A 22,463-nucleotide genomic window follows, 5' to 3' on the forward strand; every position below is an offset into this window, starting at 1 on the left:
TTTGTTTGCAAAACAACTGTCATGGGGCTTTCGTTTTTTGGCAAGCCCTCTGTTAACTTTCAATTTACAATCTGCCGGCGTGCCCCTCTACACCCCCTGCGACCCCCTACACCCCCTTGTCCGTGTGGCGTCGGGCGTCACTGTCGCCTGTTGTATACCTTGTCCGCCGCTCGCCGCAGGGGGCAGGTCGGCGCGCATCTTCCCGCTTCGCGGGTGATATGCGCGCCTGCTGCGGCGCTCCCGCGTTGCGGGGATCGCCTCCGCGCCCCGGCTCGCTGTGCCGGCGTTTTTTCTCCAGACTGTGCTCTGACCGACGGGGAGCATTTCCCCCCGGATGGAGCGTATTCCCCGGTGCGGGGTATCGCCTGACGGGGGGCTTTTTCTGCATGGGGCATTTCCCCAGTCTGCAAATTCTCTTTTGACGGGAAGGTTTTTTATTTTTCTGCCGCTGGCTTGCGGCTGCTGCCCGGCATGGGGCGTGCCCGTCAGGCGACGCAGGAACCTTACGGGCATCGACAGCAGGGATGCGGCAGGGGGCAAATTTGCTTCCGGCTCGCTGGTGAGGCGGGATGTTTCTCGGTCTGTGCGTTGGGCAGCGGGGAGCACCGTCCCGGCAGGAACGTTCCCGCATGACTGGCGGGGTGCGTATTTTCTTTTCCTCATCTTGCCGGGGGACGGGCAGGCGAAGGGGCGGCTTTTGTGTGGCGTAGTTTTTTCATCCTCCCTGATGAAGCGCGTTTGGGGAGGGATGGGGGGATGGGGGGGAAGGGGACCCCTTTACGCGCGAGCTAAAGGGGTCCCCTTCCCCCCGGACAAAAAAAAATCAGCCCGCAACGCTGTGAGCGTTACGGGCTGGAAAGCGGGGGAGGGGGCGCCCTCCCCGCACGATAGGAAGCGTGTGCCGGCGCCGGACGTCTAGCAGACGCCCTGAGCGATCATGGCGTCGGCCACCTTGCGGAAGCCGGCGATATTGGCGCCCAGCACGAGGTTGTGGGCGTTGCCGAATTCCTTGGCGGTCTCGGAGGCGCTGGTGAAGATGTGCTTCATAATGTCCTTGAGCTTGTTGTCCACGGTAGCGAAGTCCCAGGCCTGCATGCTGGCGTTCTGGGCCATTTCCAGCTGGCTGGTGGCCACGCCGCCGGCATTGGCGGCCTTGGCCGGGCCGTAGCAGATGCCCGCCTCGAGGAAGGCGTGCACGGCGTCGAGGGTGGAGGGCATGTTGGCCCCTTCGCTCACGCACTTGCAGCCGTTGGCCAGCAGGGCCTTGGCGTCCTCGAGGTTGAGCTCGTTCTGGGTGGCGCAGGGGAAGGCCGCGTCGCACGGCACACTCCACACGGCATTGCGGCCCGCGGGGTAGTCGGTCACGGGGGTGTATTTGGCGCCGGGGACCAGTTCGGCGTAGCGGGTCAGGGAGGCGCGTTCCACTTCCTTCACCTGCTTGAGCACATCCACCTTGATGCCGTCGGCGTCATGGATCATGCCGCGCGAATCGCAGACGGTAACGGGTTTGGCGCCGATCTGGAGGAGCTTTTCGCAGCAGTAGATGGCCACATTGCCCGCGCCGGACACCACGCAGGTCTTGCCTTCGAGGCTGTCGCCGCGGGATTCCATCATGCTTTGGGCAAAGTAGACGTTGCCGTACCCGGTGGCCTCGGTGCGGGCCAGCGAGCCGCCGAACAGCAGGTTCTTGCCGGTGAGCACGCCTTCATAGCTCCTGGTGAGCTTTTTGTACTGCCCGAACATGTAGCCCACTTCGCGGCCGCCCACGCCGATGTCGCCGGCGGGCACGTCGATGGTGTCGCCGATGTGGCGGAACAGCTCATTCATGAAGGCCTGGCAGAAGCGCATGACTTCCACTTCGGACTTGCCCTTGGGGTCGAAGTCCGCGCCGCCCTTGCCGCCGCCGATGGCCAGTCCGGTCAGGGAGTTCTTGAAGATCTGCTCGAAGCCGAGGAACTTGAGGATGCCGAGGTTGACGCTGGGATGGAAGCGCAGGCCGCCCTTGTAGGGGCCGATGGCGGAATTGTACTGCACGCGGTAGCCGCGGTTGACCTGGATCTCGCCCTTGTCGTCCACCCACTCCACGCGGAAGCTGATGGCGCGCTCCGGTTCCACGATACGTTCCAGGATTTTGTTTTTCTGGTATTTGGGATCCTTGTCCAGAGCGGGCTGGAGAGTCATCAGCACTTCCTGCACGGCTTGCAGGAAGACGGGTTCGCTGGCGTACTTCTGTTTCAGCCCATCCATGACGTTCTGTGCGTAAGACATCCTCTGTTCTCCTTGCGCTGCACTAAGGGTTGGGGGAAATAGCGTGAAAAACCCTGAATGTCATAGCTGAATCCCCAGCGGCTGGCAATGGCTGATCCAGGCCGGCATCGGCAAAATCATCCCTGCCGCCGGCAGAGGGCGCTTTGCCGGCAAACGGACGGGGGAGGCGTTTTCTTCCCTTGACAGGCCTGTGCCATGACCTTATATATGAAATATATTTCAAAACAGGAGGGCCGGACATGCGGCCGCAGAAGACCCGACATATCGAATATCCCCCGCTGTGGGAGCGCTATTTGCCGGAAGGGCGGCGGCAGGCGGCCGAGGTGACGCTGGGGCTGGACATGTACGAGGCCCTGCGCCTTGTGGATGCGGAAGGGCTGCCGCAGGATGCGGCGGCCGAACGTATGGGCGTTTCCACGCCGACGCTCTGCCGTCTGCTGGGTGAGGCCCGCCGGCGGGTGGCCACGGCCCTGCGTGACGGCTGGGCCCTGCGCTGCGAGGGCGGCAATGTGAAGGTGGGCCCAGGCGGCAGGCATGGTCAGGGGGGCCCGTGGCGTCATGGACGGCAGGCGGGCCCTGAACGCCGTGCCGAGGACTTGCGGACGGAAGGACCGGCCGCCGGCTGCGGACGACATGCCCGTGGCACGGGCCCTTGCCGTCAGGATAGGGAGGAAAGCGGATCATGCTGAGCAGGATGGGGCTGGTCATGCTGGCAGGCAAGGGCCTCCTGGGGACGCGGACTGGCCGCGCGCTCGTCGGGAGACTTGGCCGCCGCCTTGCGCGGACCGCGCTTGCCGGGATGGGCAGGACGGTTGCCGGAACGGACGGGGCGGAAGGGCCGCAGCCGGGCAGGCGGGAGGAACACCGCCGGGACGGGCAGGGCGGCCCGGGGAACGGGCGGGCCGGCGGCCACGGCGGAGGGCAGCGGCGGGGCGGACTTGCTGACGTGGCGCGGGCCCTGCTGTCAGCGACGGATGGGGCGGCAACCCGGCCCGTGCCTGTGCCGCCGGGCGATGCGGCCGCCGTATCAGCGGGTGAGGACACGACCGCCGGCATGAGGGCGGAGAGCGCCGCGGACTGGCGTCGGGCGGCCGCGCTGGAGGCGCTGGAGGCGCATATGGTCAGCTTCATCAATGGGCGGGCCCGTCTGCGCCATCCCGCCTTGCGGCTGGCGGCGGTGCATGCGCCCCTGAGGGACGCGCTCGCGCAGGCGGGATGCTTTACGGCGCTCATCTTTTCCGCCCGCACGGGGTCGCTCCTGCTGGAGTATGACGGCAGCCAGCTGTCCCGCGCGGATTTTTGCGCCGCGGCCTTGCCGCTGGGCTGGTTCCTGGCGCGGTGCGATGCGGCCAGCCGCGCGTAGACATCGGCGTTTGTGGAGCATGCCGGACCGGGGTCCGGCATTTTTCGGAACTTGTAATGAAATATGTTTCAAAAAGGAGCACATCATGGAAACGTTGCACACTGAACAAATGGCAGACGGACAGGAGCATCCGCAGCAGGAATGCGGTCGCGGCGAAGCGGAAAAGCGGGGACGGGGCGGAGAGGAAAAGCGGCATCGGCACGGCCAGTGCCACGGCAGGAGGAGGCAGGGCGGCTGCGGCGGCCATGCCGCGGCGGCTGCGTGTGCCGGACGGGCGGAGGATGCGCGGCAGGGGCATGGGCACGGCCACGGTCGCGGACAGGGCGGCCACGGCCTCTAGGTGTTGGGTTTCGACAGGCTGTTCACCCTTTCCTCCTCCGTCAAGCTGGAAGCTGCGCACAAACCCACGATCCAGCAAGGAGAGGGGTGAACAGCCATAAAAATGCCTAACTTGCGGCCAGAGGCCGAGAGGAAATGGGTAAGCGGCGGACAGCCCGCGGCGGACAGGCGCAGCAGCAGGCGAAGGCATTCCGCTCATCCCCCCTGCGTGCAGGAGGGATGAGCGCCATCAGGGGGGGGGCGTTTTCCGGGAGTGGCGGGGCCGTCTCCGTCGGCATGCGGTTCACAGGCGTTTCCTCCGTCATATTTTTCAGCGGGTCGCAGGCATCTGCCAGCACGATGCCGGCACTGCCGGCCGCATGCGTATGACCCGTCCGCCTGTCCCCTCTCTGCCGCGGGATGTCCTGCCGGCGGGGGAGGGGGCCTTGTCCGTGACGGAAATCGCACGCCGCGGCGGCAAAGAAGGATGGACAATCCTCACAAGATGTGGGAAAGAGGCAAAGGTATCCCTGTTGCCGCGTGACCGTGATACAGGTGAACCGCTTCAACTGTAACAAATTGTTTCCAATCGCGTCACGACGACGGCGATCGGGAACAGGTGGGGAAACAGCATCGTCCGTCATGTGCGGCGTTCTCTGGACCGTTTTGGACGGAGGCATGGCGCCATGATGTGTTTTGAAAGGGGAGATGCCTTGCGCGCCAATATCCTTTGCGCCGGTCTGGGGACGCGTCTGCGTCCGTTTACCTATATAAAGCCCAAGCCGCTGCTGAGCATCGGCGGCTACCCGCTGGTGGAGCGCACCATCCGCCAGCTCCGCGCCGACGGGGTGGACGACATCGCGCTGGTGGTGGGCTACAAGCGGGAGTGCTTTGAATACCTGCGGGAGCGCTACGGCGTGCGGCTCATCGTGTCCGAATGCTACGACACGGCCAACAACTTCTCGTCGCTGGAGCTGGTGGCGGACAGGCTGGGAGACAGCCTCGTCATCGACGGGGATCTCTACATCCGGCGGCCGCTGGTGCCGCTGGTGCGCCCCGGGGTCTCGCAGTTCATTACCCAGAAGACGGAACGCGGCAGGGAGTGGGAGCTCATCACCGACGCGACGGATCGTGTGGTGGCGGTGAAGAAGGATTCGCCCGACGGCTATGCCATGTCCGGCGTTTCGTACTGGACGGAGGAGGCCGCCGGCCTGCTGCGGCAGGAACTGGCCCGCAGCGGCCCGGACGATTACTGGGAGGACGCCGCCATCCGCATCCTGGACCGCGTGCCGGTGTACGCCACCCGGACGAAGCTGCTGCAATGCGAGATCGACAGTCTGGACGATGTGCTGTCGCTGGGCCTGCTTTCGGCCGACGAACTGGCCGACCAGTGCTCGGAAACAAGCATGGCCGAAAAGCTCAAGGGGTTGACCAACGATACCTACCGTATCCGGCTGCACGGCAAGGGCGTCGTGCTGCGCATCCCCGGCAGAGGCACGGATCAGATCATCGACCGCACGCTGGAATCGGCCATGCTGGGCCTGCTCGACGGCATGGACATCACGCCGCGCTGCAGCTTCTACTCCGGCGGCATCAAGACCACGGACTTCCTGGAAGAGTATGCGGTGCTGACCCCGGAAAGTCTGGACGCGTCCACCATCGCCGGCGTGGCCGGCATCATGCGGCGGCTGCACGCCATCGCCCTGCCGCAGGGCTTCAGGGAGCAGTACGGCCCCAATGCGGCCCTGTCGGTGCTCAATGAAGTCAAGCTCTACGAGCGCCAGAGCGGCATCAACCTGCTGGCCGATGAGGAACGCCGCCAGATCTACGATTTCGCCCGCGAGATGGACAGGGACGAAAAGCGTTTCTGCCACCGGGACTTCGTGCTGGAGAACATCCTTCGCCGCGGCGACCGCATGCAGCTCATCGATTTCGAGTACGCCTGTTTCTGCTCGCCGTACTGGGATTACGCCAGCTTCGTCACGGAGACGCGCCTTGCCGGGGAACGGCTGGAGACCTTCGTACGCCGCTGCGGCATGGACCGGCGGCGTCTGCTCAAGGCCATGATCATCGTGGACTACATCTGGGGTCTGTGGGGCTTCTACCGGGAGTGCATCGACTACGGCCGCGGCCGCATCGCGGAGATGGACAGGAATCTGCGCCTGTTGCAGGCGGGGGGCACGCTGTGAAGGCTTCGTCCGTTCCGCCGGCGCTGCGCTATCTCGGCCTGTTGGCCCTGCTGGAGGCGGCCTTCCCCGCGCCCGCGCAGGCCTACCTTGATCCCGGCACGGGCAACATCCTCGTGTATGTGGCCATCAGTCTGGTGGGAACCCTCCTCTATTTCCTGAAAAATCTGGTCTATGCGGTCATGGGCCGGGCCCGGGGCGAGCGGCCCGGCCGGCAGGAATTGCACCATGAACGCATCCTGCTTTTTTCCGAAGGGCGGACGTATTATTATACGTTCAAGCCCATCATCGAAGCCCTCCTGCGGCGGGGCATCCCCTTTTCCTATATCACGATGGATCTGGAGGATCCGGCCCTGACCATCGAGGACGACCTCATGGACTCCCGCTACATCGGCAACGGCGCGGCGGCCTACGCACGGGCGGCGGGCCGCCGGGCGGACGTCATGCTGTCCACCACGCCCAACATCGGCACGCCGGGCTTCCCCATGCCCCGGCCGCGCCGGGTGCGCTGCCTGGCCCATGTCTGCCACGGCGTGGGCGACATCGCCATGTATCAGAAAGGTTCTCTCGACCATTACGACGCCGTGCTCATGGTGGGGGACTTCATGCTGCCGGGCATACGCCGGCTGGAGGAGCTGCGCGGGCTGCCCGCCAAGGAATGCGTCTCCCTCGGTCTGCCCTATCTGGACGAGCTGGCGCGCAAGGCGAAGCCGAAGCAGGGGCAAAGCACGCCGCCCGTGGTGCTGGTGGCCCCGTCCTGGGGCAACAAGGGCTGTCTTTCGGTCTGCGGACCGCAATTCCTGGTGGATCTGGCCCGGGCGGGCCATGAGGTCATCTTCCGGCCCCATCCGCAGTCGCTCAAGGTGGAGACGGACATGCTGACCGCCATCCATGAACTGTTGCGCGATTTCCCCAACGTGCGGTTCGATACGGACATGGACGCCACGGCATCCATGAGCCGGGCCGACGTTATGATCTCCGACAAGTCCTGCGTGCGCTTCGACTTCGCTTTCCTCTACGAAAAGCCGGTTATCACGCTGGATATCCCGGTACGCAATCCCGAACTCTACGAAGTGGCGGACCTGGGCGTGATCTGGGAGGATACCGTGGCCGCCCGGCTGGGCGAGGTCGTCGCCCCGGATCAGTTCGACCGCATCCTGCCCGCCGTGGAGCGGGCCCTGGGCATGCCGTCCGCGGCTCTGGCGGCCTTTCGCGATCAGTGCGTGGCCTGCCGGGGCTGGAGCGGCGAAGCCATCGTGGACTGGACGCTGGATGTGCTGCGGCGTCACGACGCCCGCGAGGACGAGCGGACGACGGATGCCCCGCGGCAGGACGGCACGCCCGGCGGCCAGCCAGGGACGACGGCCGGAACGACGCCCGAGACGACATCGGGAGCGGCGTGCCCGGGACAGGCTTCCGCATGAGTGCCCCGCCCGGGCGAAGCCGTCCGAGGACCGCCGATCCTTCTGAGCCCGCCGCAACATGTTCATTGCCCCGGCCATCCCGCCGTCAGGCGGGATGACGCCGTACAGCCCGACGGCGACAAGCGCCGCGGGCCTGTGGAGAAAAGACATCCATGCTGTCATTGCTTTACGAGATATTCATCCTGCCCATTGAGATCATCTACCGCGCCATCTATCTTGGCAGCGTGCAGCTCACCGGCAATTACGGCCTGAGCATCCTTGTGCTCTCGGCCGTGAGCGCCGTGGCCTTCATCCCGCTGGGGCGGCTGGCCGTGGGCATGCAGGCCGGAGAAAAGAAGGTGCAACAGATCATGGCTCCCCAGATCGCCCGCATCCGCAGCGAGTCCAGGGGGGCGGAACGCCAGCGCCGCATCAACCGGCTGTATCGCCGCTATGCCTATCATCCGCTGCTGGCCATCCGCTCGGCCTTCGGCGTGGCCCTGCAGATCCCCTTTCTGACGGGCGCGTACTACATGATCCTGAGCCTCGACCAGCTGCGGGGGCAATCCTTCCTCTGCATCGCCGACCTTTCGCAGCCGGACGGTCTGCTCTGGGGCGTGAATTTCCTGCCTGTCCTCATGACCGTGGTGAACATCATCGCCACCTTCACCACCCCGGGCCTGAGCCGCAAGGACAGGCTCCAGGCCGTGCTCATCGCCTTTTTCTTCCTCCTGCTGCTCTATGGCGCGGCCTCGGCCCTGCTCATCTTCTGGACCATGAACAACGTCTTCTTCCTGCTCCAGAACCTGCGTCTGCCGGTGAAGCTGCCGCGCTTCCGCAAGCCCGTCTTTGTCCAGGGCGCCATGAGCACGGCCTCGGTCTCGCTGCTGCGCAGCGTGTACGGCCTGTCCTGCGCCGGGCTGGCCGCGCTGCTCTTCCTCTATGTGCCGTTCCAGACCTACGCCTCCGATCCGGCCTTCTTCGCCAGCGGGCCGCTGGACGTGCTGCTGGGCATGGTGCGCTATCTGTCGCTGACCTTCTTCATCGTCTTCGTGCTCTGGTTGTGGTTCCCCGCCCGGGGCAAGACCATCCCGGCCTTTGTGGCCTTCTGGGCCCTGTGTCTGGCCTTTGTGAACGTCTTCGTGCTGACCGGCGATTTCGGCGCGCTGGACGGCACCCGCTTCCTGGACGAGGCCCGCATCGGCCGGCCCATGCGGCTCTTTGCCGACGCCCTGCTGCCCGTGTTCGTGGCGCTGGCGGCGGCGGTCGCCGCCTTTGTCCCGGCGCGGGCGCGCCGGGCGCTGCCGGCCGCATTGTCCGTCGCGCTCTTTTCCCTGCTGGCCCTGACGGGCTATGCCGGCCTTTCCGCGCTGGGCGCGGTGGAGGAGGATACGGCCTTCACGCCGCCGCCCTACGCGCAGAGCATGCAGGCCTATTCCCGCGACGGGGAAAACGTCATCGTGGTCATCATGGACATGTTCACGGGCGGTCATATCGAAAAGATGCTGGACGATCCGTGGTTCGAGGACTTCCGGGCCGGCATGGACGGCTTCGTCTGGTATCCCGACACGGTGTCCATGGCCGACGCCACGGTGCTGAGCCTGCCCAGCATCTACGGCGGCCACGGCTACAGCCCGGCGGCCGTCAACGGGCGGCGCTCCCTGACGCTGGAGGAGAACATCAACAAGGCCTTCGCCCTCATGCCCCGCAACTTCGCGGCGCATGACTTCGACGTGTCCGTCATCAACGGTCTGGAATACTTCAATGAAGAACTCTACGCCCGGCACGGGGGCAAGGCGGACAACATCCTCACCGTGCCGCGCGTGCGCCGGACGTTTTTGCGCAAGTACTACGACGACGTGAGTCTGCGCGACTTCAGCGGTTTCTTCGCCATGCTGGGCCTTTTCCAGGCCTCGCCGGACATGCTCAAGCAGAAGCTCTACGACGACGGCAACTGGAAGAACGCCGGAGACGGCATCCTGGCCGCCAGCATGGATTTCTACAAGGAAGAGGACGCCTACTTCCGCTATGTGTTCACGTCCGGCATCACGGCGGACGCGCCGCGCAGCACGGCCAAGATCTTTTATACCATGCTCTCGCATTACATGTGGCATTACGCGCCCGACCTCGTGGACGGCACGCCGCGCATCGTGGCCGATCCCTGCCCGGAGACGGAAGGGCAGCTCCTGCACAAGGGCGGCGTCCTGCCGGAGCACTACTACGCGGAACGCCACCTCATGCGCTATCTTATGATCTTTTTCGCGCAGCTCAAGGAGGCGGGCGTCTACGACAACTCGCGTATCATCCTGGTCTCCGACCACGGCGAGCGGGACAGCCAGATGGTGGCCCGCGCCTACAACGACGGCAGGGAATTCGCCGACGGCGTCCCCTACGGCAGCGGACGCTACGCCCCCGGCCGGCCCCACGCCCTGCTCATGGTCAAGGAGCCCGGCCGGCGCGGGCCGCTGCGCATCAACGAGGCCTTCATGTCCAGCGCCGACGTGCCGCTGCTGGCCCTGAAAGGCATTGGCACATGCGACGAGTTCTCCCTGTATGACCCGGCCCGCGTGCCGGCGCCGCGTGTGCTGACCCACGCCCGCGGCGGCGCGCGCTGGAGCGAGCATAAGCGCAAGGCCTACATCTACGAACAGCACCGGCTGGAAGGGACCCTCTTCGACCCGGCCCGCAATACCTACGACGGGGACTATGAGTAGGGGAAACGGCACGACAGGAGATCGGGACAACAGCCCCGCGAGGGGAACGGCGCGGACGGCGGCGTCCGCCGGCATCGAGAAGGAAAAAACGATATGAGCACACAGGCATCACGGGTGGCGGACATCCCCAGCCCGGCGGCAGCGGCGGCGCGCAGGATACTCTTCCGGCGCTATCGTACATACGGCATAGCGGTAGCCGTGCTTTCCGGCATGTCCTATGGTCTGTATTCGGCCTTTATGACGCTGGGCATGAGTCTTGGCGTCTGGAGCGGCTGGTATGAAGGGGATTCCGGCCTGTCCCCCGTGGCGACGCTCTTTCTGCTCAGCGCGCTGGGAGCGGCCGTGACGGACTGTTTCAGCGCGCTCTGGGCGCTTGCGCTGGCCGCCGTCAAGGGCAAGCTCGGCGACGTGCCCCGCAGCTGGCGGACGCGCCCGGGGGCCATTATGACCCTGGCCGCCTTCATCGGCGGGCCGCTGGCCAGCACCTGTTATGTGCTGGGCCTGCAGAACGCCGGCTCGGTGGTCGTGCCGCTGAGCGCCCTGTGCCCGGCCATCGGGGCCATCCTGGGGCGGGCGATCTTCGGCCAGACGCTCAATGTGCGGATCATGGCGGGCATTCTCATCTGTTTTGCCGCCAGTTTTATGATCGGCAGCACCGGATTGACGGACGACGCCCCCGCCCACCTCTTCCTGGGGCTGGCCTTCGGCCTGCTGGCCGCGCTGGGCTGGGGCATCGAGGGATGCGTCTGCGGTTACGGCACGGCGCTCATCGATCCCGAGGTGGGCATCACCATCCGGCAGATCACCTCCGGTCTGTCCAATCTCCTGCTGCTGGTGCCGCTGTTCGGCTGGCTCGGCGGGGCGGATGCGGCGGGCATGGTCGCCGCCGCCTTTACGGACGGGCAGTCGGTGGGCTGGTTTGTGGTGGCCGGCCTCTGCGCCTATTTTGCCTTCATGCTCTGGTATCAGGGCAACGCCATGTGCGGGGCCGCCCTGGGCATGGCCTGCAACGGGGCCTTTTCCTTCTGGGGGCCGTTCTTCATCTGGCTCGTGCTGGGGGTCTGCCATGGCATGGAGGGCAAGAACATGCCGCCCATCGCCTGGCTGGCCTCGCTGGTCATGGTCGGCGGCATCTTCCTTATCGCCGTCGATCCGCTTGAACTATTCCGGCGCGGCCGGCAGGGGAGGTAGGGGATGAAGCCGCTCAACTTTGCCATCCTGGATTACATGACCACAGTTCCCGAAGCCTGCGCCGAGGATGTGGTGGAGGCGCTTGCGCCCAGGTACGGGAGATTCCGCGCCCTGACGGTGGAGTCCGTGCGTACGGCGCTTTTGACGGCCGCGGTCAACGGCCTGCTGGAAGAAAGCCGGTGCGAGCTGGACGACGACCGCGACCTGCGTCTGTATTTTCGGGCGCATCCCGAGGGGGCGGCCACCATCATCAAATACACCGGCGGCCCGCAGTCCCGCGACTGAGAGAAAAATGAGGCGGATCACAAGAAATCGCGGAAGCGACAAAAGGCTGCGGCGCGGGGCGGGGCTTGCGCTATGGGGCCTGCTTGCGCTGGGGATGGCGGACGGCCCGGCGCGGGCCGGCGAAGCGGCGGCGCAGGGCGGAGAACTGCGCATCCTGCACACCAACGACACGCACGCCTTTCTGGCCGGTCTGGACGACCGGGGGCAGGCCTGCTCCACGGATGCGGCCTGCCGGGGCGGCATGAGCCGCATCGCCGCCGCCATCGATGCCGCCCGGCGGGAGCGGGACAACGTGCTGGCCCTGGATGCGGGGGATCAGTTCCAGGGCACGCTTTTCTATGCCGTGGAAAAATGGCCCGTGCTGGCCGAATTCGACCGCCGCATGCCCTATGACGCCATGACGCTGGGCAATCATGAATTTGACGAGGGCTGCGGCGGGCTCCGGCACTTCCTGGACGCGCAGCCCATCCCCGTGGTGGCGGCCAATCTTGTGCCGGAACGGGGCTGCCCGCTGTTCGGCAGCCGCATCCGGCCCTTCCTGGTTCGGGAGGTGGAGGGCGAAGCCGTGGGCATCGTGGGGCTGGCCAATGACCGTGTGACGGCGCAGGCCCAGGCCTGTCCGCACACGACGTTCCGTGATGCCGCGCAAAGCCTGCGGCAGGCCGTGGCGGCGCTGGAGGCGCAGGGGGTGCGGCGCATCGTGGCGCTGTCCCATCTGGGCCTGCCCGCCGACCGTGCGCTGGCCCGGCAGGTGGATGGGGTGGACATCATCGTGGGCGGGCATACCCATACCTATCTGGGGCCGGGATCGACGGAGGGACCGTACCCCCTTGTGGAACGCTCGCCCTCCGGCCAGCCGGTACTGGTGGTGACGGCCGCCCGGGCCACGCGCTATATCGGCGATCTTTTTGTGACCTTTGATGCGCGGGGCATCCCCGTGCAGTGGCGGGGCGGGCCGCGCGAACTGCTGCCGGAGGCTCCGCGCCGGGAGGACCTCTCCGCGCTGACGGCGAGGCATGCCGCCGGGCTGGAACGCTATCAGGCGCAAAAGGTGGGCCGCCATGCCGTGATCATGCCCGACGGCATGGAGGCCTGTCGTTCAGGGGAATGCTTCAGCGGTCTGCTGCTGGCCGATGCTCTGCTGGATGTCGCGCGTCCGCAGGGAGCGCACATGGCGCTGGTCAACGCCGGCAGCATCCGTGCGGCCATCCCGCCCGGCGAGGTGAGCCGGGGCCTGCTGCTCACGGCCATCCCCTTCGGCAATGCCGTGGTGCTGCGTGAATATACGGGCAGACAGATCCTCCGGGCGCTGGAGCACGGCGTGGCCGGAGAGGGGGGGCGGGGCCCGGCCCTGCTCCAGCCGGCCGGTCTGCGCTACGCCGTGGACGCCTCCCGTCCCGCCGGCAGCCGCATCGTTGCCGCGGCCCTGCTCTCTCCTGACGGCAAGGCTGTGCCGCTGGAGGAGGAAAAGCGCTACCGTGTGGCGCTGCCCGCCTATCTGGCACGCGGCGGCGACGGTTACGCCATGCTGCGGGAGGGCAGCCCCCTGCCCCTGAAGGCCATGAAGGATGTGGAGGCCGTGGAGATCCACCTTGCGGCGCATTCGCCGCTGGAACGGATGTGCGGGGGACGCATCCGCCGGGCGACGGCGGAAAAACAGGTGGAGAAATGAGGGGGGGAGCCTGCTGTCCCCGTCCCTGCCGCCGCGCCGAGCGGCGCAAACAGCGCCATTATCGGCAAGACGAAGCAGCAGTAAAAAACGCTTGCTATTTGGTCTGATTTAACATATTGAATTCGTGTCTGTTTTTTCACAGACTCTGTGCAGGGCCCAAGATAGCCCATCACATTGCAGAGACCGGGCCTCAAGCCCGTTCAAAAATTGCCGGAAGCGGAGTGGTGTTATCCCGGGGGGGAAGATACGCTGCTCTGCTTCCGGCATTTTTGCATGCCGGCGGGGCCGGGCGGCAACGCGGGACTTCCTTTACTTTTTTCGGGGCAATGCCTATACTTTTATACTTCTGGAAGAGTCGAGCGCCGTCTGACGGCAGGGGGCGCAAGCTGCCAAAGGAAAAAAAATGAAAGGCATAAAATTTACCAAAATGCATGGGCTGGGTAACGATTATGTGTACATCAACGGGTTCACGTCACATGTGACCGACCCCGGCGCGCTGTCCAAACGGGTGAGCGACCGTCATTTCGGCATCGGCTCGGACGGACTGGTGCTTATCCTGCCGTCCAACAAGGCCGATGTGCGCATGCGTATGTTCAATCCCGACGGCAGCGAAGCGGAGATGTGCGGCAACGCCATCCGCTGCGTGGGCAAGTTCGTCTTTGACAACGGGCTGTGCACCAAGGACACCATACAGGTGGAGACGGCGGCCGGCATCCGCATCGTGCGTCTGCTCAAGGACGGCGGCATCGTGACCGGGGCCACCGTGGATATGGGCGCGCCCATCCTCGTCCCGGCGGACATCCCCGCCATCCTGCCCGACGGCGTGGACAAGACCCAGTTCGTGGACTGCCCGGTCACGGTGGACGGCACGGTCTACCGTGTGACGGCCGTGTCCATGGGCAATCCGCATGCCGTCATCTTCCTGCAGGGCATCGACGACCTGGATCTGCCGGCGATCGGCCCCAAATTCGAGCATCATCCCCTCTTCCCGCAGCGGACCAACACCGAATTCGTGAAGGTGCTCTCTTCCAGCCGGGTGCGCATGCGCGTATGGGAACGCGGCACCGGCGAGACGCTGGCCTGCGGCACGGGCGCGTGCGCCGTGGCGGTTGCCTGTGTGCTCAATGAACAGACCGGCCGCACCGTGGACGTGGAACTGCGCGGCGGCGTGCTGCACATCGTCTGGGACAAAGCGGACAATCATGTCTACATGAGCGGCCCGGCCGTCACCGTGTTTGACGGCGAGCTGCCGGCGTAGGGGGGGGATATGCTGCGCATCAATCCGAATTTCTGTCGTCTGGAAAGTCAGTATCTTTTTGCCGACATCGCCCGCAAGGTCGCCGCCTTCCGGGAGGAGCATCCCGAACGGCGCGTCATCAGCCTCGGCATCGGCGACGTGAGCCGTCCGCTCATGCCGTCCGTCATCACGGCCCTGCACAAGGCCGTGGACGAGATGGGCACGGCCGCGGGCTTCCACGGCTACGGACCGGAGCAGGGCTATGCCTTCCTGCGCGAGGCCATCGTGGCGCAGGACTACGCCACGCGCGGCGTGAGCCTCCAGCCGGACGAGATCTTCATCAGCGACGGCGCCAAATGTGATGTGGGCAACTTCCAGGAGCTCTTTGCCCAGGACTGCGTGGTGGCGGTGATGGATCCGGTCTATCCGGTCTATGTGGACTCCAACGTCATGGCGGGCCGGGCCGGCGAGCTGACGGAGAGAGGCTGGAACAGCCTCGTCTATCTGCCCTGCACGCGGGATAACGACTTCGTGCCCGATTTCCCGGCCACGCGGCCGGACATCATCTATCTGTGCTACCCCAACAATCCCACGGGGACGGTGCTGCGGCGCGATGCGCTGACCGCCTGGGTGGACTACGCCCGGCGCGAAGGCTGCCTCATCCTTTATGATTCGGCGTATGAGGCCTTCATCCGTGAGGCTGACGTGCCCCACAGCATCTACGAGATCGACGGCGCGCGGGAAGTGGCCGTGGAATTCCGCAGTTACTCCAAGACCGCCGGCTTCACCGGCCTGCGCTGCGCCTACACCGTCGTGCCGCATGCCGTGCGCATCAGCAACGGCAAGGGCGGTACGGTGAGCCTCAATGCCTTCTGGAACCGCCGCCAGTGCACCAAGTACAACGGCTGCCCCTACATCGTGCAGCGGGCCGCCGAAGCCGTGCACAGCGAACAGGGCAGGCGGGAAGCGCAGGAGATCGTCGACGGCTATCTGGCCAACGGCGCCCGCATCGCCAATGCCGTACGCGGCATGGGGCTTGAGGTCTACGGCGGCAAAAACGCCCCCTACCTCTGGGTGCGCGTGCCCGCCGACACCACGTCCTGGGGCTTCTTCGACAGGCTGCTCCACAAGGCTGCCCTCGTCTGCACCCCCGGCGTGGGCTTCGGCCTCAGCGGAGAAGGCTATGTGCGCCTGACCGCCTTCGGTTCGCCGGAAGACACCACCGAAGCCATCGAACGCCTGCGCTCCCTCTAGCTCTGCTGTCGATGCCTGTAAGGCTCCTGCGTCGCCTGACGGGCACGGCCTGCGCTCGCCATTTGGTCGTTCATTAGCGCGAAAGGGGGTTCCCCCTCCCAACGCGCCTTATTCTGGAAGATGCACAGGGAGCGAGACGCGCAATTCGTCTCTTGCCTGATGGTCTCCCGGAGGGAGGAGGAAAGGTGGGGAGGGTCAGACAAAGCTTTCGTAGCGTTTGGGGCAGCGGAGGCAGGGGGGCGGAGGCACGTCGTGGCTCAGATCGCCACGAAAGTCGACGAATTCCGGCCGCCGCCAGACCTCCAGCGGATCGTCGTGCGGAAGTCGGCCGAATACCCACGGGGACGCCGTGGCCGAGGGCTGAGCGCAGGGCACATTGACGTAGATACAGGGGGAGATGTTGCCGTCGGCATCCACATAACAGCTTTTGTCGATGTCTTCGCGGCAGGCGTGGATGGGATGGGCTTGCGGCAGGCCGTAGCGGATGCGGCGGCCGTCGGCGGCGGCGCGGGCGGCCGCCGCATCCAGCAGGGCGCGTGCGGCGGCGATCTTTTCGCCTTCCTCCGGGGCAAAGGCCAGCCGGCGGTGTTCCGGCAGCACGGGCATGTCCAGCGTGCTCACCACGCAGACGGGCACGTCCCACTCCCGCATGAGTTCGGGCAGGCGGCGGGCGCTCTCCTCATTGCCCGCCAGCAGCAGATAGGCCAGATGGATGTGCGGCGTGTCCCGGCGCAGGCGTCGTTTGGCCGTCCGCACACAGGCCACGGCCTGCGCCACGCGGGCAAAGGGCACATGCCGCCGGGCCGCGTTGCCTGCCTCGTCCGTGCCGGCAAGCGAAAAGGCGAGGATGTCCATGCCGCCGCGCACGATGTCCCCGGCCAGCGCCTCGTCCATCCGCAGGCCGCAGGTGGTGCTGGAAACGGCGCAGCCCGCATCCCGCGCCAGCGCCACATAGTCCAGGAAACGCGGATGCAGGAGAGGTTCCCCCCAGCCCTGCAAATGGACACGGCGGCTGCGGCGCATGAGCGGCCAGAGCGCCGCAAAGGTGCTGTCGGCCATGTGCCGTGCCCGCCAGGTGTCGGCATGGACGGCGCGCGGGCAGTAACAGCAGGCCCCCGGGCAATGGGAGGTCACTTCCACCTGGATATGCTGCAGCGGACGGTCGTCCGTCCAGCGTTCCCGCAGCCGCCGCCACCAGCCCGGACGCTGGCGGGCGGCTTCGGCCAGCGGGTCGGGGGCTTGCGTCGTCGGCGTCCGTTGCGGCGAAGGGGGAGGGAACATGGCATACCTCCGGGAGAGCGGCGGGGCGCGCCGGTCATTCCATGATCTTTTCAAAAAGAAAATACTTTTCCGTTCCGGGCTGATGCGTGTCGTCGTGCGGCAAGTCCGGGTCGATGTGATGGGGATTGAAGAACTCGACGATGCGAAACCCGCACTTGTTGACGTAAAAATGGATGTTTCGTTCCTCAAAATACGGGGTGATGGTTCGCCAGACGCGTGTATCGGGATAGGCGGCCTCAATGGCGAGCCATGCGGCATGGCCGATGCCGCGACTGTGGTGCTCCGGCGAAATGAAAAAGAGCTCAAGGACGTTGCAGCGCGTTTTTTCGTCAATGGCAAGGACGGCCCCGCCCACGCGCTGCTCGTCCAGCACGATATGACACGTTTCCGTCCCCGCCTTGCCGACCGTTTTCCGTATATCGTCATCCGCAGGGACGACATCATTTCCGCCGAATTTTTCCCTGACGGCAAGGGAAAAGGCCTCCTGCAACTTCCTGATGAATCGCGGAAGTTCCTCCGGCGCAACCTTTTCCAATCGCATATGCGCATATCCCGTCATATGATATCCCTTTTCTCCTGTGGTGACGATTGTTAAAAATACTATTAAATTTTAACATGTTACATTATTCATCTTTCTCCATCCCGCCGGGAGACCAGCGAGCGAAGGGCCGGTTTTCGTGTTGCCCTGCCCTTGCATCCTCCTGAATAAAGCGCGCTGGGGAAGGGATGGGGGGACTGGGGGGAAGGGGACCCCCTCACGCGCGAGCTGAGGGGTTCCTCTTCCCCCCAGTCGGGCCGCCGCGAGCGTCAGTCGGGCCGCTTACCGATCGCCGCGCAGGAAGGCGAGCAGGCGCGCCAGGATGGGGGGGCGGCTGGGGGCGGCGATGTCCCAGGCGCATTCCACGAGGGGCAGCCAGGGTTGTGCCTGCCATTTGCGTTTGAAGAAGCGGATGCCGTCGTGGATGCCGAGCCCCAGATTGCAGCGGCGCTGGCCGCGTCGGGCGGCCTCTTCCAGCAGGGCGAGGAGGAGGGCGTCCGCCGTGCCGGGGGGCGCGTCGGGACTGCGGAAGGCGAAGAGGTAAAAGGCGGTGGCGTAGGCGGCGTGGTCGGCCACGGCCAGTGCGCAGAGGCTGCCGTCGGACAGGCGTCGGGCCGAGTAGCAGCGGGCCGCCGGGCCTGCGGCGCGCAGATAGTGCCCGATGCGGGTAAAGAGCAGGGCGGAGGCGTCGGAAAGGGTGCGTTCGCCGGGCTGGGCCAGCAGACGGCGGCTGGCCTTCAGCACGAGGTCCTCATGCTCGCCCGTCCAGCCTTCGGCGCCGTGCTGGTCGATGCGGATCTCCCGCAGGGCGCGGCGGATCTGATTGCCCAGTTTGCCGTGCGGCGGGGCCACGGGCAGGGAGACGCTCCAGCAGGCGTCCTCGTGGCAATGGGCCGAGGGGGGCGCGCAGCGGGGCCGGAAGGGGGCCAGCACCACCAGATGTCGTACCCAGGGCAGGGAGGCGGCAAGGGCGGCGGCCTCCTCAACGGATGCGCGCTCAGTCGGGCCGAAGGGCGGCTCCGTGAGCGGGAAGGCGGCCAGCACGAGATGGTCGTCCTGCCGCCAGCCGAGGCAGGAGCCCGCACGCAGGGGCTGCATGCCGCTCATGCCGCGCACATAGTGGACAAGTTGCTCGGGGATGAGCGCCCCCAGGCTGAACGTGCGCCAGTCGTCATCAGTCATCGTCATCCTCCCGCAGGCCGCGCCATTTTCGCCGCAGCCGGAAGAACAGGCCCCGGCCAGCGGGGGTGACGGTAAAGCCGTCTTCGCGCAGCATGTGCCGCAGATTGAGCAGATGGGCCGAGCCCACCAGCGCGCAGCAGCCGCCGCGCTCCAGATAGGGGCGCATGCGCTCGCGAAAACGCTGATCCCGTTCCGCGATTACCTGCCCCGTACGGGTGGGGAACTCCGTGCTGGTCCCCATCATGCCCAGGAGGTCTCCGGCCAGATAGGTACGCACATTGGCCCGCAGGTAGGCGGCCCATTGTCCGCAGGCCCGAAAATGCGCCACGGCCCGTGCGGGGGGGACGCTTTCCAGCGCGGCGATCTGTTCCGCGAGGTCCTCCATGGCCAGCACGCGTTTGCCCATGCCGTGGGCCGTGCGCCAGGCTTCCAGGTCCACGGAATACCGCCAGCCGCGCCGTTCCAGATAGGCGCACCAGAGGGAAAAGAAGGCGTACCACGGGCGCGTCCGGCGCAGGAACCAGTCCACATCGGCCTTGTTCTCCGCTTCCATGTTGAGGGCCCGCCAGAAGGGGCCCTCCGGCCCGCGGACCACCCGGGCCAGCGCGGCCCGTTCGGACGGCGTCAGCAGATCGTAGAGGCAGGCGTCCGGCGCGGGCGGGCGCTTGCCGGCCCGGGCGACCGTCTCCAGGCTGTCCTCGTCCAGATGGCCTTCAAAGAGGACGGTATCCACCTCACGGAACAGGCGCTTGAAGGCATTTTCAAAGGAATAGGGAAAAAAGTGAGCCGTGCCGCCCAGCCAGGAGATGCGGCCGTCCTTTTCCACCTTCCAGAGCATGCGGTAGGGGCGCTGCACCTGGGCGTGTTCCATCTCTCGCCGGGCTTCGTGCCAGGCGGCGTCAGGGGCGGTATGCATGCTCGCCAGCAGGGCCAGCATGAAAGCTTCGTCCCGTTTGGGCTCCTCCCAGTCGGCGCGCACATAGCGCAGGGCGGGGCGGCCGCCCCATTTGCGTTTGAAGCGGCTGATGCCCGCATTGACGCCCAGCCCCAGATGGATGAAACGCTTGCCGCGCTGCCGGGCCCGCTCCAGCATGAGGGCAAAGAGGGCGTCCGTGGCGTAGGGCGTTGCGTGTTCCCGCGAGTGCGCGCCCAGCAGATAGGTGTCGAAATGCGCCGGAGCCTCGTCCATGACGAGACAGGCGGCCAGATGCCCGTCGGCGTCGAAAGCATTGAGCAGACGGACGCGGCAGCGGGCGTCCCGCAGCAGATCTTCCACCCGGCCGTACAGCGCGCGTACGGACGGCGGCAGGGCGGCACGGCCCAGGAATTCCCCCCAGAGGCGGCGGTGGGCGGACGTGAACTCCCGCCCGGCCTCCAGCCGCAGCGCGGCCCGCGCGCGGGCCAGGGGCGTCCGCAGGCGCGCGGGCACGGGGGCCAGCGCCGACAGCACATAGTAGCGATCCGTTTCCGTCGTATGGCCGCGCAGAGAGGCAGGCAGGCGCGGCGCCATGAGATGGAAGATCCGCGCGCCGGTGCGGCGTTTCGCCTCCCGGAAGGCGGCCTCGAAGGCGGCGGGGGAGGATCCCCCCGTGAGGGCATAGCCGATGCCGATGAGCCGCTCCCCGGCATGGAGGAACAGATAATCTCCCACCCGTAGCGGCGTGCCGCCAGAGGCGACGGCCATGAGCGCCGGGGAATGCTCGGGGATGCGGGCCGGAAAAGCGGTGGGGGACAGATCCGGCGCAGACGTATCCGCTTCGTCGGGATGTCCGCCGGACAGGATGTCGGGCGCGCCCTCATCGTGCGGCGGAGCGGCAAAAACAGATGACGTGACGGAGGTTGTCGGCATGGCGGTACTCCTGCGGCCTGCCTTCAGCATAGCCGCCAATGCCGCCCTGCGCCAAGGGAAAAATGGGCGGTGGCCGGCGCATCGTTTTCCTGCCTGGGCATTGAGGGGGATGCTGGCCGGAGGAGGACGGAACCCCTCCCGCAGCGGCGCGGGACGTTTTTTCTTCAGGAACGCCCCCCCGGCAAAACGTTTTTCGCGTCGTTTCAGCCGCGGGAGGGCATGGTGATGGGCATCCCCGGCTGGACGGGCGGTTTGCCGGGCATCCCCGGCTGTGGCGACGCGGGCTGGCCGGAGGCGGCAAGGTCGCGCAGTTTCTGCATGCAGCTGTCGAGGAATTCGGGATCGGCCACATCCTGCCGCAAAAAGGCGTTGATGGCCGGCATCTTGGCGATGGCCTCGTCGATCTCGGGATTGCTGCCGCGGGCGTAGGCACCGATATTGATCATGTCCTCCACGCGGCGGTAGGTGCTCATATGGCGCGTCACCACGCGGCCGGCCAGCACATCCTCCCGGGTACAGATGTCCGAACGCAGACGGCTGATGGAGCGCAGTACGTCGATGGCCGGGAAATGGCCCTGGTCGGCCAGCTCGCGCGTCAGCACGATGTGGCCGTCGAGGATGGAGCGCACCGCGTCGGCAATGGGCTCGTTGAAGTCGTCGCCGTCCACCAGTACGGTATAAATGCCGGTGATGGTCCCGGTGGACGACCGTCCGGCGCGTTCCAGCAGCTTGGGGAGCTGGGCGAAGACGGTGGGGGTGTACCCCTTGGTGGTCGGCGGTTCGCCCACGGCCAGGCCCACTTCGCGCGCGGCCATGGCGAAACGGGTCACGGAGTCCATCATAAGCAGGACGTCCATGCCCTTGTCGCGGAAATATTCGGCCACGGCCGTAGCGGAATAGGCGGCGCGCATACGCACCAGCGGCGACTGGTCGGACGTGGCGATGACGAGCACCGAGCGGGCCATGCCCTCGGGACCGAGGTCGCGCTCCATGAATTCCACCACTTCGCGGCCGCGTTCGCCGATAAGGGCGATAACGTTGACGTCGGCCTTGGTGTAACGGGCCATCATGCCCATGAGCGTGGATTTGCCCACCCCGGAACCGGCCATGATGCCCACACGCTGTCCCTTGCCCAGGGTGATGAGGCTGTTGATGGCCCGCACGCCCACATCGAGGATGTCGGTGATGCGGGGCCGCATGAGGGGGCTCGGCGGATCGGCATAGATGGGGGCAAGCTCCGACTGCCATTTGGCGCGCGCTTCCGCGAGCCAGGCGGGCTTGAAGGGGGCCTGCGCGGCCATCTGGGACTCAAAGTCGGCCCTGCCGCCATCGGCGGTGCCGAGGGGCGACTCGCACAGTTCGGTGCTGACCGGCGGCCCGGAGTCCAGCGGCGTGCCGAAGGCGTCAAAGGCGCGGCCCAGGGAGTCCGGGCCCACGGGGAAGACGGGCGGCAGGCTGGTATTGCGGATGCGGCTGCCCGGGCGGATGCCGCGCATGTCGCCATAGGGCATGAAGAGCAGGTTCCCTTCGCGGAAGCCGACGACTTCGGCGGCGATGCCGTGGGCATCGTCATCGGGCAGCATGTGACAGACGGCGCCCAGCGGCGCGCGTATCCCGCTGCCTTCGGCCACGAGACCGACCACCTTGGTCACCTTGCCGTAGGAACGGACGGGATTGCTGGCCCGCAGCAGGCGGGAGCAGGCCTGGGGATCAAGCAGCATG

General features: G+C 66.3%; 17 protein-coding genes. 11 read left to right on the plus strand and 6 right to left on the minus strand.

Annotated features, from left to right (window positions below):
* Window positions 1–915 precede the first annotated feature (915 nt).
* Window positions 916–2,268, minus strand: a complete 1,353-nt coding sequence (gene gdhA, locus Q0J54_RS03955) for an NADP-specific glutamate dehydrogenase (protein WP_296304112.1) — start codon at window positions 2,266–2,268, stop codon at window positions 916–918.
* 239 nt (window positions 2,269–2,507) lie between these two features.
* Here gdhA and Q0J54_RS03960 point away from each other — a divergent pair, with 239 nt between their 5' ends.
* The 11 genes from Q0J54_RS03960 (at window position 2,508) to Q0J54_RS04010 (ending at window position 15,891) form a co-directional block, all read left to right on the plus strand.
* Complete coding sequence (locus Q0J54_RS03960) at window positions 2,508–2,957, plus strand: DUF134 domain-containing protein (RefSeq protein ID WP_296304113.1); 450 nt, start codon at window positions 2,508–2,510, stop codon at window positions 2,955–2,957.
* Window positions 2,951–3,631, plus strand: coding sequence for a hypothetical protein (locus Q0J54_RS03965; protein WP_296304114.1), 681 nt, complete (start codon window positions 2,951–2,953; stop codon window positions 3,629–3,631). Before Q0J54_RS03960 ends, Q0J54_RS03965 begins: the two co-directional genes overlap by 7 nt.
* A gap of 85 nt (window positions 3,632–3,716) precedes the next feature.
* Window positions 3,717–3,971, plus strand: a complete 255-nt coding sequence (locus Q0J54_RS03970) for a hypothetical protein (protein ID WP_296304115.1) — start codon at window positions 3,717–3,719, stop codon at window positions 3,969–3,971.
* Window positions 3,972–4,635: 664 nt separating this feature from the next.
* On the plus strand, window positions 4,636–6,138 hold the full coding sequence (locus Q0J54_RS03975; protein ID WP_296304116.1) for a phosphotransferase: 1,503 nt from the start codon (window positions 4,636–4,638) through the stop codon (window positions 6,136–6,138).
* Window positions 6,135–7,559: a CDP-glycerol glycerophosphotransferase family protein gene (locus Q0J54_RS03980; RefSeq protein WP_296304117.1), complete on the plus strand. Its 1,425-nt coding sequence runs from the start codon at window positions 6,135–6,137 to the stop codon at window positions 7,557–7,559. Before Q0J54_RS03975 ends, Q0J54_RS03980 begins: the two co-directional genes overlap by 4 nt.
* Before the next feature lie 152 nt (window positions 7,560–7,711).
* On the plus strand, window positions 7,712–10,252 hold the full coding sequence (locus Q0J54_RS03985) for a YidC/Oxa1 family membrane protein insertase (RefSeq protein ID WP_296304118.1): 2,541 nt from the start codon (window positions 7,712–7,714) through the stop codon (window positions 10,250–10,252).
* A 93-nt stretch (window positions 10,253–10,345) separates the two neighbouring features.
* Window positions 10,346–11,443: a hypothetical protein gene (locus tag Q0J54_RS03990; RefSeq protein ID WP_296304120.1), complete on the plus strand. Its 1,098-nt coding sequence runs from the start codon at window positions 10,346–10,348 to the stop codon at window positions 11,441–11,443.
* A 3-nt stretch (window positions 11,444–11,446) separates the two neighbouring features.
* Entirely contained in the window at window positions 11,447–11,728 is a 282-nt protein-coding gene (locus tag Q0J54_RS03995; RefSeq protein ID WP_296304121.1) for a hypothetical protein, read from the plus strand.
* A 94-nt stretch (window positions 11,729–11,822) separates the two neighbouring features.
* A complete protein-coding gene (locus Q0J54_RS04000) occupies window positions 11,823–13,400 on the plus strand; it encodes a bifunctional metallophosphatase/5'-nucleotidase (RefSeq protein WP_296304123.1) in 1,578 nt (525 codons plus the stop codon).
* Window positions 13,401–13,803: 403 nt separating this feature from the next.
* The gene (dapF, locus tag Q0J54_RS04005; protein ID WP_296304124.1) at window positions 13,804–14,658 is read left to right on the plus strand and encodes a diaminopimelate epimerase; all 855 of its coding nucleotides are present in this window, start codon (window positions 13,804–13,806) and stop codon (window positions 14,656–14,658) included.
* 9 nt (window positions 14,659–14,667) lie between these two features.
* Entirely contained in the window at window positions 14,668–15,891 is a 1,224-nt protein-coding gene (locus Q0J54_RS04010; RefSeq protein WP_296304126.1) for an LL-diaminopimelate aminotransferase, read from the plus strand.
* 195 nt (window positions 15,892–16,086) lie between these two features.
* Here Q0J54_RS04010 and Q0J54_RS04015 read toward each other — a convergent pair whose 3' ends face one another.
* From Q0J54_RS04015 to Q0J54_RS04035, 5 genes are all read right to left on the minus strand, one after another.
* On the minus strand, window positions 16,087–17,172 hold the full coding sequence (locus Q0J54_RS04015) for a radical SAM/SPASM domain-containing protein (protein ID WP_296304127.1): 1,086 nt from the start codon (window positions 17,170–17,172) through the stop codon (window positions 16,087–16,089).
* 34 nt (window positions 17,173–17,206) lie between these two features.
* Entirely contained in the window at window positions 17,207–17,713 is a 507-nt protein-coding gene (locus Q0J54_RS04020) for a GNAT family N-acetyltransferase (RefSeq protein ID WP_296304129.1), read from the minus strand.
* Between the two features lie 279 nt (window positions 17,714–17,992).
* A complete protein-coding gene (locus Q0J54_RS04025; protein WP_296304131.1) occupies window positions 17,993–18,892 on the minus strand; it encodes a translation initiation factor IF-2 in 900 nt (299 codons plus the stop codon).
* Window positions 18,885–20,741 (minus strand): TraB/GumN family protein, encoded by a 1,857-nt coding sequence (locus Q0J54_RS04030; RefSeq protein WP_296304132.1) that lies wholly within the window; start codon window positions 20,739–20,741, stop codon window positions 18,885–18,887. Before Q0J54_RS04030 ends, Q0J54_RS04025 begins: the two co-directional genes overlap by 8 nt.
* 203 nt (window positions 20,742–20,944) lie before the next feature.
* Window positions 20,945–22,462 carry a FliI/YscN family ATPase gene (locus Q0J54_RS04035; protein ID WP_296304133.1) on the minus strand — a complete coding sequence of 506 codons (1,518 nt, stop codon included), beginning with the start codon at window positions 22,460–22,462 and terminating at the stop codon, window positions 20,945–20,947.
* Between the last annotated feature and the right edge of the window lies 1 nt (window position 22,463).

This window comes from uncultured Desulfovibrio sp., from assembly GCF_944324935.1.
Classification (GTDB): domain Bacteria; phylum Desulfobacterota; class Desulfovibrionia; order Desulfovibrionales; family Desulfovibrionaceae; genus Desulfovibrio.